Below are 13,266 nucleotides of genomic sequence, written 5' to 3'. Positions count from 1 at the left end.
GCCCGCAAATCGGGGGGCTTGTCATGCCGGGCTCGATCCGGCATCCACCGCGAAGCGGCGACCGCGCCAGATCACAGATGGATTGCGGATCAAGTCCGCAATGACAGTCAAAGGGCTGTCATGCCGGGCTCGACCCGGCATCCACCGCGAAGCGGATACTGCGCTCGATCAGACGTTGTTGATCGACACAGCCCGCGCGTTCAGGTAAGCGTCCATGGCTTCCGGTCCGCCTTCGGAGCCGTAGCCCGAATCCTTCACGCCGCCGAACGGCATTTCGGCCGATGGCAGGGCGGGCATGTTGATCCAGAGCATGCCGACTTCCATGCGGCGGGCCAGCAGGTCCGAGTTCTTCAGCGAGCGCGTGAACGCATAACCGGCCAGGCCAAACGGCAGGCGATTGGCTTCGGCAATCGCGTCTTCCAGCACGTTGAAGCTGCGAATCGCGGCCATCGGGCCGAACGGCTCGTCGTTGAACACCTTGGCGTGCAGCGGCACGTCGGTCAGGATCGTGGGCTGCCAGAAGTTGCCTTCGCTGCCGATGCGTTCGCCGCCGTGGGCCACCGTGGCGCCGTGCTTGACGGCATCGGCGGTGAACTCGGCCATCGCGGTCACGCGGCGCGGATTGGCCAGCGGGCCCATCGTGGTGCCTTCGGCAGCGCCGTCGCCTACCTTCAGGCCCTGCGTGTACTTGATGAGCGCCGCAGCGAAATCGTTCTTGATGCTTTCATGCACCAGGAATCGAGTGGGCGAAATGCAGACCTGGCCGGCATTGCGGAACTTGGCCGCGCCTGCAGACTTGACCGCCAGTGCGACATCGGCGTCTTCTGCAACGATCACGGGGGCGTGGCCGCCGAGCTCCATCGTCACGCGCTTCATGTGCTTGCCGGCCAGCGCGGCCAGCTGCTTGCCCACGGGCGTGGAGCCGGTGAAGGTGATCTTGCGGATGATCGGGTGCGGGATGAGGTAGTTGGAGATATCAGCCGGGTTGCCGTAGACCAGGCCCAGCACGCCATCGGGCAGGCCTGCATCTGCAAATGCGCGTATGAGTTCTGCGGGGGCTGCCGGGGTTTCTTCCGGGGCCTTGACGATCATCGAACAGCCGGTGGCGAGCGCTGCGGCCATCTTGCGAACGACCTGGTTGATCGGGAAGTTCCACGGCGTGAAAGCAGCCACGGGGCCGACCGGGTCCTTGAGCACCATCTGGCGCGTCGTGAGGTTGAAGCGCCCCGGCACGATGCGGCCGTAGACACGCAGGCCTTCGTCGGCGAACCATTCGATGATGTCGGCGGCAGCCATGGCTTCGCCCTTGGCCTCGACCAGTGGCTTGCCCTGTTCCTGGGTGAGCAGCAGACCGATCGCGCCGGCGCGTTCACGCATCAGCGCAGCGGCCTTGCGCATGATCTTGTTGCGCTCGATCGGGGGCATGTCGCGCCACTTCTCGAAGCCCTTTTGCGCAGCTGCCAGTGCGCGGTCCAGGTCGGCGATTTCGGCGTGCGCGACGCGACCGATTTCAGCGCCGGTGGCCGGGTTGAACACGGCGAGCGATTTGCCGCCGGCAGCGTCCTGCCACTTGCCGTCGATGAAGAGTTGTGTGTTGGGGTAGGTCATGGGAAGAGTCCTCGGGGAGCGGGCGAAAGAAGCTATTTTGAGGCAATCGGGGATGGGGTGCTGCGGGGTGGGAATTGCGGCGGCTGTCGGTGAATGGCTGTCATTGCGCATTTGATCCGCAGTCCATGTCTTCGAGGGCCGTTGCCGCTGCGCGGTGGATGCCGGGTCAAGCCCGGCATGACAGCCGGATTTCAGGCGCCGCATCGCGCTGGCAACGCGAGCCACTCACTTCACCGCATCCGCCAGCCTCGCCAGCAAAGGCTCGATCGCCGACAGGTCCACCGGCTTCGTCAGGTGTTCGTCGAACCCCGCCTCGCGCGACTTGCGGCGGTCTTCCTCGCCGCCCCAGCCGGTCAGGGCCACCAGCAACGTGCGGCTGAACCTCGGGTCGGCGCGCAGCAACTTTGCCACTTCATAGCCGGTCAGCCCCGGCAGGCCGATATCGAGCAGGATCACATCGGGTTCGAACGCACGCGCGGCGTCGAGCACTGCACGTCCATCGAACACGGCGCGCGTGCGGCGGCCCGTCATTTCGAGCACGGTGGCCAGGGTCTCGGCGGCATCGACGTTGTCGTCCACCACCAGCACCTTCAAGCCGGAGTTCACCGGCGTCTCGGGCTCCGTCATGCGCGGCGCAGCCTGCGGCGCCGGCTGAAGCAGACACGGAATGCGAACCGTGAACGTGCTCCCCTTGCCAGGTCCATCGCTCGCGGCGGTCACCGTGCCGCCGTGCATCTCCACCAGGCTGCGCACCAGGTACAGACCAATCCCCAGGCCGCCTTGCGAGCGATCGAGCGTGCGCCCCACCTGCGTGAAAAGTGCGAACACCTTCTCCTGCATCTGCGCAGGAATGCCCACGCCGTTGTCCGAGACCTCGATGACGGCCAGGTTGGCTTCCTGGTGCGCCGCCACGCGGATATGGCCGCCGGACGGCGTGTACTTGGCCGCGTTGTTCAGCAGGTTTCCCAGAGCCTGTGCCAGGCGCGTGGCGTCGGCCATCAGCTCGATCGGCGACGGCGACAGTTCCACCGTGAGCGCATGGCCGCGCGCCTCGATGGCGGGCCGGCTGATCTCCACCGCGCTTTCCACCGCCGTGGCCAGACTCATGCGCGAAGTCTCCAGCCGGATCTTGCCGCTGTTGATGCGCGAGATATCGAGCAGGTCGTCGATGAGCCGGATCATGTGAACCAGCTGCCGCTCCATCGTCTCCCGGGCGCGTGCCGACGCAGGGCCGTTGGCCTTGTCCTTCTTCAGGATCTCCAGGCCGGTGCGGATGGGGGCGAGCGGATTGCGCAGTTCGTGCGCGAGCGTTGCAATGAATTCATCCTTGGCGCGATTGGCCTCTTGCAGGACCTGCTCGGCCCGCTTGCGCTCGCTCACGTCGATGACCGAGCCTGCCATTCGAAACGCCTGTCCGAGCGCGTTCTTTTGCGCCATGCCGTTGATGAGAAACCAGCGCCACTCGCCCGACTTCAGGCGCAGGCGGCACTCGACCTGGTAGGGCTGCTCGTCGCTCAGGTGCAGCCGCAGCGCCTCGCGCGCGATCTCCAGGTCTTGCTCGTTCATGACATTCGCGAGCGAAGACGGCAGGTCTGGAAATTCCAGCGCGGTGTAGCCAAGCAACTGCCGCAGACGCGGCGAGTAGAACATCGTATGGGCCAGCATGTCCCAGTCCCAGAGACCCGCGCTCGACCCACGCACGGCAAGCTGGTAGCGCTCGTCGCTGGCACGCAGTGCGGCCACGGCTGCTTCCAGCGTTTGCGCACGCCGCCCGAGCTCGTCGAGCATGGAATTGAACACGTTCACCAGGTCGCCGATCTCGTCTTCGCTGGTGCGCTCCGCACGCAGGTCGAAGTTGGGTCCCCGCTGGATGCGGCGCGCCACGTCGCTGATCTGCAGGATGGGCTCGGTCACCATGCGCTGCATGCGGTTGGACCAGACCAGCGCTCCTGCCAGGGCCATGGTCAATATCAAGGTGAGAACACCCAGATATTCCAGCGCGCGGTCCAGCAGGTCATGGCGCGCCTGCAGGTAGACCATGCCCACCTGCTCGCGATTGGAAAGCACCGGGCGCCACACATGGACCCAGGTCCGGTCGAAGGCCAGGCCAATCGGTTGCGCCTGGGCGGGCAGGGCGCTGCCCACGGCTTCGGGGGCCTGGTAGGCGGCGAACACATCGCCCCTGGCGCCAAACAGCACGGCCGCCGTGACATTGGGTTTCGCGCGCAGCACGCGCAGGTTTTCCGAAGCCACTTTCGAGTCGTCGAAGGCGAGCGCGGGCCCGCTGACCAGTCCCATGATGTCGGCCTGCGTGATCAGGTCGGTTTCCATCGCAATCATCTGGCTGCGGGTGTCGAAGACCACCAGCGCGATGCCGGCAATCATCAGCGCGAGCATCGTGGTCGATGTGAGGATCAGGTTGAGCTTTTGCCGTATCGAACGGATGGCGGGGAATTTCAACGCAGCCCCCCATCGATGAATTGCGCCACGGCAAGCAGGCGCGCACTGAGCCGCAGCTGGTGCCTTTCGGCTGCTGCGAGCGATGCCGAAAAACGCACCCTGCCGCCCTCCGACGAAAAGTTGATGACGCTGCCGGCCTGCAAGCCCTGCGCCTGGCTGGTCACGATCAGCACCGGACCCCTGATGCTCTGGATGAGTTCGCGCAGGCGCGAATCGCGGCGCGGGCCCAGGTAGAGCACATGCACCCCTGCCGGGACTGCGCCTTCGGCGATCTTGCGCACGACCACGGGCCGCTCGTCCACGGTTCGTCCGGTGACCAGTTGCTCCAGGTCGGCCTGAAATTCATCGTCGTCCGACACGCCGATCACCAGCGGCTGGCCGGGGCGCGCGAATGCGCTGGCGGGCCATTCGACAAAGCTTGCGAACTTGACCAGGAAGGCCGCCTTGATGCTGCTTTCGCGCGGCGATGCTGTCGCCTGCGACCACGACTCCTGCGCGGCCACGACAAAGGCAAGCAGGACAATCGCCGCCATGCGAAGCAGCGCGGCCGCAGGCCAAGGATGAGCAGGTCGCGCGGCAGTCAAGGGTGTGGTGTTCAAGTGCGCCCCAGTATAAAAGGCGCTGGGCGCGCGTGGGGGCGATGGTAATTTTACCAAGCGCATGCTTGCTAAAAATAAAGGCCTCTGCTAACGTCTTTCGTATGCAAGCCGCCATCACCGAACCTGCTGCGCTGCCCAAGCGCCCTCGGGGCCGGCCGCGCAAGACACCGGAAGAGCAAGGTGACGGCAACCGGCGCGGTGAGCTGCTGCGAACAGCAGCGCGCCTGTTTCGCCGAAAAGGATTCGACGCCACCAGCACCCGCGACATCGCCGCGGCCGCCGGCATGCGCAGCGGCTCGCCGTTCTATCACTTCAAGAGCAAGGGCGCGCTGCTGTTCGCGGTGATGGATGAGGGCATGCGCTCGGCCATTGCGCGGCAGGGCAAGGCAATCGAACTTGCTGCCGCGCTGCAACCCGACAGCGCGCAGCTGCTGCGCCTGCTCATCCGCAATCACTTCGACGTGTTGCTCGGCCCAGGCAGCGATTTCATTCCGGTCCTGCTGTACGAGGCGAGGTCCATCACGCCGCGCCAGCGCACGACCATTGCCGCGTTGCAGGGCCAATACGAAGCGCCGTGGATGCCGGTGCTCCAGGCGCTGCACGACAGTGGCCGGCTGCGCGCCGAGGTCAAGCTCGCGCGCCTTCTGATGTTCGGTGCCCTGAACTGGTCGGCGCAGTGGTACGACAGGCGCAAAGGGGCCACACTCGACGAGCTGGCCGACAGCGCGGTCAAACTCTTTATTGGAGATGAATCATGAGCGAGCACTACCGCTCGGTTTTTGCGCCGGGAATCTTCCACAGCAAGATCGTCATGGTCACCGGCGGCGGCTCGGGCATAGGCCGCTGCATTGCGCACGAGCTGGCATCCCTGGGCGCACATGTGGTGCTGGTGGGCCGCAAGCTGGAGAAATTGCATGACGTGGCCAGTGAGATCGTGGCCGACGGCGGCCGCGCCAGTTTCCATGCGTGCGACATTCGCGATGAGGCGGCCGTCAGGACAACAGTGACGGCCGCTCTCGCCGTGCACGGAAAGATCGACGGCCTCGTCAACAACGCAGGCGGCCAGTACATCACGCCCCTGGAAAAAATCAGCGCCAAGGGCTGGGACGCGGTGATCGCAACCAACCTCACCGGCGGCTTCCTGATGGCGCGTGAGTGCTACCTGCAGTCCATGCAGGCGCAGGGCGGCAGCATCGTGAACATCGTTGCCGACATCTGGGGTTCGATGCCCAGCATGGGCCACAGCGGGGCTGCACGCGCCGGCATGGTGAGCCTGACGGAGACAGCTGCCGCCGAATGGGCGCACAGCGGCGTGCGGGTGAACGCAGTGGCACCCGGCTACATCGCATCGAGCGGCATGGATCACTACCCCGAGGACGCCGGGCCCATGCTGCGCGAGATGAGCAAGACGGTGCCGCTGGGCCGGTTCGGCACCGAGGCCGAGACGTCGGCGATGGTGGTGTTCCTGCTCAGTCCGGCTGCATCGTTCATCAGCGGCGCGACCATGCGTGTCGACGGCGCGAGGCCGCAGGTTCGCCAGGGCTGGCCGATGCAGATGCCCGATGACAGCGCGATGCAGCGCGAGGCCATCCGCCCGTTCAATGGATTTCATCGCGCGACAGTGCCAAAGGTGTTCCAGAAGTGACCGCATACGAATCAAGCTGGAATGCGATGGGCGCTGTCGCACAGGAGCGGCGCGCGGCGATGCTTGCGCGCGTGGACCGCTTGCGCAAACTGGAGGAGCGCTCGGCGCAGGCTTCGGCGCGATCGAAGCCGGTCTTCGACAAGCGCGGGCAGTTGTTGCCGCGTGAACGCGTGGCGCTGGTGCTCGATGCAGGCGCGCCGTGGATACCCCTGTGCACCATGGCGGGGTACATGCATGACATCAAGGACCAGGCGATCTCGGTGCCCGGCGGCGGCATCGTCGCGGGCATCGGTTTCGTGAGCGGCGTTCGATGCATGGTGGTCGCCAGCGATTCTGGAATTGACGCGGGTGCGATACAGCCGATGGGGCTGGAAAAGATCTTGCGCGTGCAGGAGATCGCACTGGAAAACAAGCTGCCCTTCGTGCACCTGGTGGAAAGCGCGGGCGCCAACCTGATGCGCTATCGCGTCGAAGGTTTTGTGCAGGGCGGCGCGCTGTTTCGCAACCTCGCGCGGCTGTCTGCTGCGGGCATTCCCGTCATCACCGTGCAGCATGGGTCGGGTACTGCAGGCGGTGCGTACATGCCGGGGCTGTCGGACGTGGTGGTGATGGTTCGCAATCGCTCGCGTGCGTTTCTTGCGGGGCCGCCGCTGCTGATGGCAGCGACAGGGGAGGCTGCAACCGAGGAGGAGCTGGGCGGCGCCGAGATGCACACCTCGGTGTCGGGGCTGGGGGAGTATCTGGCCGAGGATGACCGTGAGGCACTCGGTATTGCGCGTGAAATCGTGGCGCAGCTAGCCCCCACCCTGGCCCTCCCCCAGCGGGGGATGGGACCTGACTTTCTCTCTCCCCCGCTGGGGGAGGGTTGGTGTGGGGGCATGCCCCTGTTCGACAAGGAAGAACTCCTCACCCTCATGCCCGTCAACCTGCGCGAACCCATCGACATGCGTGAAGTCATCGCGCGCATCGTTGACGGATCGCAGCTGCTCGAATTCAAGCCGCTCTACGGCGCGGCCACCGTCTGCGTGCAGGCGCGTATCGAAGGCCGCGGCGTCGGCATCATCACCAACAACGGCCCCATCGATGTCGCTGGCGCCAACAAGGCAGCGCACTTCATCCAGTGGATGTGCCAGCTGGGCCACCCGATCATCTACCTGCAGAACACGACCGGCTACATGGTCGGCAAGGAAAGCGAGCAGGGCGGGATGATCAAGCATGGCAGCAAGATGATCCAGGCCGTGACCAACGCGAATGTGCCCCAGATCACGATCCAGTGTGGCGCGTCGTTCGGCGCAGGCAACTACGGGATGTGCGGACGCGGCTATGCGCCGAGATTTCTCTTTAGCTGGCCGGGCGCGAAGACGGCGGTGATGGGCGGCGAACAGGCGGCGCGCACCATGCAGATCGTCACCGAGGCCGCGCTCGTTCGCAAAGGGATTGAACCGGACCCGGAAAAATCGAAAGCGCAGTTCGACCAGATCGTGGCGATCTTCGAGTCGCAGTCCGATGCGTTCCATACGTCCGCGCTGCTGCTGGACGACGGCGTGATCGATCCACGCGATACGCGGGACGTGCTGGCGCAGTGTCTGGCGATGTGTGCCGAAGCGCAAGTGAAGAAGTTGCGGCCGATGCAGTTTGGGGTGGCGCGGATGTGAGGCTGGCAAGCGTCGCACGTCAAGCGTGCCTCGTTTAGGGTTGTCATGCCGGACTCGATCCGGCATCCACCGCGAAGCGGACGCGGCGCCCGAGCAGAGATGGATTGCGGATCAAGTCCGCAATGACAGCCGGGGTAGGACAGCCAACGAAAGAACAACGGAGACCTGGAATGAAATTCACGCACGAGCATCACGAGATCCAGAAAACCCTCAAGCGGTTTATCGACGAGGAAATCAATCCGCATGTCGATGAATGGGAAGCAGCCGAAATCTTCCCCGCGCACCAGGTCTTCAAGCGCCTGGGAGACCTGGGCCTGCTGGGTCTGACCAAGCCCGAGGCCTATGGCGGCGCGGGCCTGGATTATTCCTATGCGATGGCGATGGCCGAATCGCTTGGGCACATCGAATGCGGGGGCGTGCCGATGGCGATTGGCGTGCAGACCGACATGGCAACGCCAGCGCTTGCGCGCTTCGGCAGCGACGAACTGCGCAAGGAGTTTCTCGCGCCTGCGATTGCGGGTGACATGGTTGCATGCATCGGCGTGAGCGAGCCGGGCGCGGGAAGCGATGTCGCGGGCATCAAGAGCCGCGCGGTCAAGGACGGCGATGACTACCTCATCACCGGGCAAAAGATGTGGATCACCAACAGCTTGCAGGCCGACTGGATGTGCATGCTGGTCAACACCGGCGAGGGCCCGGTGCACAAGAACAAATCGCTTGTGATCGTGCCCATGCGCGATGGACCCAACGGCAAGCTCACCAAGGGCATATCGGTCGCGCAGAAGATCCGCAAGATCGGCATGAACTCGTCGGACACCGGCCTCATCTACTTCGACGAAGTGCGCGTGCCGCAGCGCAACCTCATCGGCACCGAAGGCCAGGGCTTCATCTACCAGATGCAGCAGTTCCAGGAAGAGCGCCTGTGGGCCGCGGCGAGTTGCCTGCAGTCGCTCACCAACTGCATCCAGTGGACGATCGAATGGGCGCAAGAGCGCAAGCTGTTTGGAGCGACCCTGGCCGACCAGCAGTGGGTGCAGTTCAAGCTGGCCGAGATGAAGACCGAAGTGGAGAGCCTTCGCGCGCTCACCTATCGTGCGGGCGAGTTGTACGTGGCGGGTGAGGATGTGCTGGAACTCGCCTCGATGGCCAAGCTGAAAGCGGGGCGGCTCAATCGCATCGTGCCCGACGGTTGCCTGCAGTTTTGGGGCGGCATGGGCTACACATGGGAAAACAAGGTTTCCCGCATGTTCCGCGACGGACGCCTGGGCTCCATCGGAGGCGGCGCGGATGAAGTGATGCTGGGCATCCTCGCGCGAATCATGGGCGTCGCCAAGAAGCCGCGTCCCCAGTGAAATTCAACAAACTGCTCATCGCCAATCGCGGCGAAATCGCGCGGCGCATCATTCGCACTGCGCATCGTCTGGGCCTGCAGACCGTCGCGGTGTACTCCGATGCAGACGCTCATGCCTTGCATGTGCGCGAAGCCACGCAGTCGATTGCGCTGGGGGGCAACGCATCGGCCGATTCGTACTTGCGCATCGACAGGATCATCGATGCGGCAAAGGCGAGCGGCGCCGATGCCGTGCATCCCGGTTATGGCTTTTTGAGCGAGAACGCGGACTTCGCGCAAGCCGTGATCGACGCAGGCCTGGTCTGGGTGGGACCGCCGCCGGCGGCGATTCGCGCGCTGGGCAGCAAGTCGTCAGCCAAGCAGCTCGCGCAGACAAGGGGCGTGCCCTGCCTGCCCGGCTACTTCGGGCAAGACCAGTCCGATGAACGTCTTGAAGCGGAAGCGACGGCTATCGGCTATCCGTTGATGGTGAAAGCCGCTGCAGGCGGAGGCGGTCGCGGCATGCGGCTGGTGACGCAGCCTTCGCAGTTGCTGGCGGCCATTCAAAGCGCGCGTTCCGAAGCGCAGGCCGCATTCGGCTCCGGCGAATTGCTGCTGGAGCGCGCATTGCTGCGGCCGCGTCATGTGGAGTTGCAGGTGTTTGCCGATACGCACGGCAACTGCATCACGCTGGGCGAGCGCGATTGTTCGGTGCAGCGCAGGCACCAGAAATTGATCGAGGAATCGCCCAGTCCCGCAGTCGATGCGCCCATGCGCGAACGCATGAGCCGCAGTGCCGCAGAGCTTGCACAGTCGGCAGGCTATGTGGGCGCGGGCACGGTGGAGTTTCTGGTGGAGACGTCGGCAGAAACCGGTGCGTCCGAATTTTTCCTGATGGAAATGAATACGCGCCTGCAGGTTGAACACCCGGTGACCGAAGCGGTGACGGGCCTCGATCTGGTCGAGTGGCAACTGCGCGTCGCGCAGGGTGAGCCGCTGCCGCTCAAGCACTACCAGGTGAAGCTGCAGGGCCATGCGATTGAAGTGCGCATCTGCGCCGAAGACGAAAACTTTGTCCCTCGCACCGGCACGGTCTCGCATTTTCTCCCTCCTCCCTTGGGGGAGGGCTGGGGTGGAGGCACGCGCTTCGATCACGCCATCTTCAAAGGCATGGAGATCACCCCTCACTACGACTCCATGCTCGGCAAACTCATCGCCCATGCACCGACGCGCGAAGGCGCCATCGACCAACTTGCCAACGCGCTCGACCGTCTCGAAATCCTGGGCGTGCCCACGAACCGGCGCCTGCTTGCTGCGTGCCTGCGTCATGAAGTCTTTCGCTCCGGTCACGCATTGATTCCGTTTCTCGAAGAACACGCCAGCGAACTGCGCGAGCAACTGGCCGCCCAGGAGCGCGCGGTGGTGGCCGAGGCATTTCGTGCGGCGCAGTTCGCGGGTTCGGCGTCTTCGCTCGCGTGTCCTTTCCCGCGTCCTGTGCGATTTCGTCATCGTGGTGAAGTGGCCGAACTGCCACCGGCGCAGCATGGCGAGCGGCCCATGCGCGTGTCGGCGGTTGCGCTGGCCGGGGGTGGCTGGCACGTGCAGGCCGGTGCGGTCGATCTGGTGGTGGAAGACGCCTCGTTCGAGCCTTCCAATCGCGGGGGTCGCAGGGCGGCCGCGCTCGAATTGCGCGCGCCCTTCAACGGCAAGGTTGTGGCGGTGAAGGCGCAGGCGGGCATGAGCGTTTCGCGCGGCGACACCTTGGTCATTGTGGAGTCGATGAAGCTGGAGCATGCGCTGGCGGCTTCCAGGGATTGCGTCGTCAAGGCTGTGCATGTGGAGCCCGGCCAGCAGGCGGGCACGTCGCAGTTGCTGGTGAGTTTCGAGGCCGCGTCGTGACCAGCGAGGAAGCCAGCGACCTTGAAGCGCTGACCGATTCGGTGCGCCGATTCACGCTCGACCGCATCGCGCCACACATTTCGAAATGGGACGAGGCGGGCGAATTTCCGCGCGAGTTGTACCGTGAAGCGGCGGCGATGGGCTTGCTGGGCATGGGTTATCCAGAGGCGCTGGGTGGTACGCCAGCGCCCTATGCCTTGCGCAATGCGGTCTCCGAAACCATGGCCCGGTACAGCGGCAGCGGCGGACTGCTCGCAAGCCTGTTCTCGCTCAACATCGGCCTGCCGCCGGTGCTGCGCTACGGTTGCGACGCGTTGCAGCAGGAGGTGATTGGGCCGGTTCTGGCAGGCGACAGGATCGCTGCGCTCGCCATCACCGAGCCGGGTGCCGGCTCCGATGTGGCGAGCTTGCGCACGACAGCGCGACGGGACGGCGACGAGTGGGTCATTCACGGCGAGAAGGTGTTCATCACCTCGGGCATGCGGGCCGACTGGATCACGATGGCGGTGCGAACCGGCGAAAGCAAGGGCGCCAGCGGCCTCTCGCTCATCGTCGTGCCGGGCGACGCAGCGGGGCTTTCGCGCACGCGCCTGGACAAGATGGGCTGGTGGTGTTCGGACACTGCGCACCTGCGCATGGACGGTGTGCGCGTGCCGTCTCGCAACCTGCTGGGCGAAGCGGGCAGCGGCTTTCGGATCATCATGACCAACTTCAATGGCGAGCGGCTGGGCATGTCGGCGATGGCGCTGGGCTTTGCGCAGGCCTGCTACGACGAGGCGCTGGACTGGGCCCGCCAGCGGCAGACCTTTGGCAACGCGCTGGTCGAGAAACAGGTGATCCGCCACGCGCTCGTGGACATGCAGATGCGCATTGCTTCGACCCGTGCGTGGCTGCGCGAGGTGACGCAGATGGCCGACGACGGCAAGCTCGAATCCGACGCTGATTGCGTGGCGCAGGTGTGCATGCTCAAGAATCATTCCACGCAAACCATGCAGTTCTGCGCCGACCAGGCCGTGCAGATCCTGGGCGGCATGGGATTCATGCGCGGCACGAAGAGCGAGCGCATCTACCGCGAAGTCAAGGTGATGATGATCGGCGGCGGCGCGCAGGAAGTGATGAAGGACCTCGCAGCGCGACAATTTGGCCTATGAAGAGCAAACCCAGCACCAACAAGCCGATCGAGTTCGAACCTGAGTTCATTGATGGGTTGAAGGACATTTTCGAGAACAAGATCGTGTTCAACCGCGTCCTGGGCTTGAAGATCACCAGCCTGAAACCCGAGCAGGTGATTGGCCGCATCGTGATGAAGCCCGAACTGGTCGGTCACTTTTCGCATGCGCGGTTGCATGGTGGGGTGATCAGCGCTGCGCTGGACGCATTGGGTGGTCTCGCGGTGCTGGCCGCCGTCGGCGCGCGGCACATGGACGAAACGCCGGAGCAACGCCTGCATCGATTCGGCAAGCTCGGGACCATCGACCTGCGCATCGATTACCTGCGGCCCGCGCTGGGCGAAAGTTTTGAATTGCGGGCCGAAGTGATGCGCGTGGGCTCGCGTGTGGCATCGACTCGCATGGAGTTCTATGGGGCTGACGGGACGCTGATGTCGACCGGGGCAGGGGCGTACATCGTTTCCTGAATGGATGTCACGCTGGACTGAAATTGGCTGTCATTGCAGATTCCAAACCGGCTGTCATTGCGGACCCAAACCGGCTGTCATTGCGGACTTGATCCGCAATCCATGCCTGATCAGGCGCAGTCTCTGCTTCGTGGTGGATGCCGGATCAAGTCCGGCATGACAGCGAGTTCTTTCTGTCATTGCGGGCTCGACCCGCAATCCATGCCTGATCAGGCGCAGTCTCCGCTTCGCGGTGGATGCCGGATCGAGTCCGGCATGACAGCCATTCACGGTCCGCAATGACTGCGCTCCCTGTCAGGGCTGGGGCGGACGCCGCCTTCTGCGCCTGGGTGCGCGGGGCGCGTCTGAGACTGGGTCTTGCGGTGAACTCGCGGCTCGCTCGGAAACAGGCGTGCCTCGCTCGCGAACAGGCGTGCCTCGCTCGCGAACAGGCG

At 64.7% G+C, this 13,266-nt stretch carries 10 protein-coding genes; 7 read left to right on the top strand and 3 right to left on the bottom strand.

Going from position 1 to position 13,266, the window contains the following annotated elements:
- Positions 1–168 precede the first annotated feature (168 nt).
- From AQ12_RS01805 to AQ12_RS01795, 3 genes are all read right to left on the bottom strand, one after another.
- The gene (locus tag AQ12_RS01805; RefSeq protein ID WP_048438154.1) at positions 169–1,608 is read right to left on the bottom strand and encodes an NAD-dependent succinate-semialdehyde dehydrogenase; all 1,440 of its coding nucleotides are present in this window, start codon (positions 1,606–1,608) and stop codon (positions 169–171) included.
- Between the two features lie 225 nt (positions 1,609–1,833).
- A complete protein-coding gene (locus AQ12_RS01800) occupies positions 1,834–4,068 on the bottom strand; it encodes an ATP-binding protein (RefSeq protein WP_053076510.1) in 2,235 nt (744 codons plus the stop codon).
- Positions 4,065–4,667 carry a YfiR family protein gene (locus AQ12_RS01795; RefSeq protein ID WP_161798970.1) on the bottom strand — a complete coding sequence of 201 codons (603 nt, stop codon included), beginning with the start codon at positions 4,665–4,667 and terminating at the stop codon, positions 4,065–4,067. Before AQ12_RS01795 ends, AQ12_RS01800 begins: the two co-directional genes overlap by 4 nt.
- A 101-nt stretch (positions 4,668–4,768) precedes the next feature.
- Here AQ12_RS01795 and AQ12_RS01790 point away from each other — a divergent pair, with 101 nt between their 5' ends.
- The 7 genes from AQ12_RS01790 to AQ12_RS01760 all read left to right on the top strand — a co-directional run bounded on the left by AQ12_RS01790 (position 4,769) and on the right by AQ12_RS01760 (position 12,832).
- Positions 4,769–5,425 (top strand): TetR/AcrR family transcriptional regulator, encoded by a 657-nt coding sequence (locus AQ12_RS01790; RefSeq protein WP_048438152.1) that lies wholly within the window; start codon positions 4,769–4,771, stop codon positions 5,423–5,425.
- On the top strand, positions 5,422–6,312 hold the full coding sequence (locus AQ12_RS01785) for an SDR family oxidoreductase (protein ID WP_048438151.1): 891 nt from the start codon (positions 5,422–5,424) through the stop codon (positions 6,310–6,312). The genes AQ12_RS01790 and AQ12_RS01785 overlap by 4 nt, the downstream gene beginning before the upstream one ends.
- A 26-nt stretch (positions 6,313–6,338) precedes the next feature.
- Positions 6,339–7,967 (top strand): carboxyl transferase domain-containing protein, encoded by a 1,629-nt coding sequence (locus AQ12_RS01780; RefSeq protein WP_193387947.1) that lies wholly within the window; start codon positions 6,339–6,341, stop codon positions 7,965–7,967.
- Between the two features lie 170 nt (positions 7,968–8,137).
- Entirely contained in the window at positions 8,138–9,319 is a 1,182-nt protein-coding gene (locus tag AQ12_RS01775; RefSeq protein WP_048438149.1) for an acyl-CoA dehydrogenase family protein, read from the top strand.
- Positions 9,316–11,196, top strand: coding sequence for a biotin carboxylase N-terminal domain-containing protein (locus AQ12_RS01770; protein WP_048438148.1), 1,881 nt, complete (start codon positions 9,316–9,318; stop codon positions 11,194–11,196). Before AQ12_RS01775 ends, AQ12_RS01770 begins: the two co-directional genes overlap by 4 nt.
- Positions 11,193–12,347: an acyl-CoA dehydrogenase family protein gene (locus AQ12_RS01765; protein ID WP_048438147.1), complete on the top strand. Its 1,155-nt coding sequence runs from the start codon at positions 11,193–11,195 to the stop codon at positions 12,345–12,347. The genes AQ12_RS01770 and AQ12_RS01765 overlap by 4 nt, the downstream gene beginning before the upstream one ends.
- Positions 12,344–12,832 carry a thioesterase family protein gene (locus AQ12_RS01760; protein ID WP_048438146.1) on the top strand — a complete coding sequence of 163 codons (489 nt, stop codon included), beginning with the start codon at positions 12,344–12,346 and terminating at the stop codon, positions 12,830–12,832. Before AQ12_RS01765 ends, AQ12_RS01760 begins: the two co-directional genes overlap by 4 nt.
- Positions 12,833–13,266 lie beyond the last annotated feature (434 nt).

It is taken from the genome of Caenimonas sp. SL110 (assembly GCF_001044395.1).
Taxonomy (GTDB): domain Bacteria; phylum Pseudomonadota; class Gammaproteobacteria; order Burkholderiales; family Burkholderiaceae_C; genus Ramlibacter.
The sequence above is the reverse complement of the archived record's forward strand: the minus strand, read 5'-3'. Positions and strand labels throughout refer to the sequence as shown.

Coding starts and splice junctions, on each gene's coding strand:
- AQ12_RS01775 (WP_048438149.1), top strand. CDS start 8,138: ATGAAATTCACGCACGAGCATCACGAGATCCAGAAAACCCTCAAGCGG.
- AQ12_RS01780 (WP_193387947.1), top strand. CDS start 6,339: ATGGGCGCTGTCGCACAGGAGCGGCGCGCGGCGATGCTTGCGCGCGTG.
- AQ12_RS01805 (WP_048438154.1), bottom strand. CDS start 1,608: ATGACCTACCCCAACACACAACTCTTCATCGACGGCAAGTGGCAGGAC.
- AQ12_RS01790 (WP_048438152.1), top strand. CDS start 4,769: ATGCAAGCCGCCATCACCGAACCTGCTGCGCTGCCCAAGCGCCCTCGG.
- AQ12_RS01760 (WP_048438146.1), top strand. CDS start 12,344: ATGAAGAGCAAACCCAGCACCAACAAGCCGATCGAGTTCGAACCTGAG.
- AQ12_RS01785 (WP_048438151.1), top strand. CDS start 5,422: ATGAGCGAGCACTACCGCTCGGTTTTTGCGCCGGGAATCTTCCACAGC.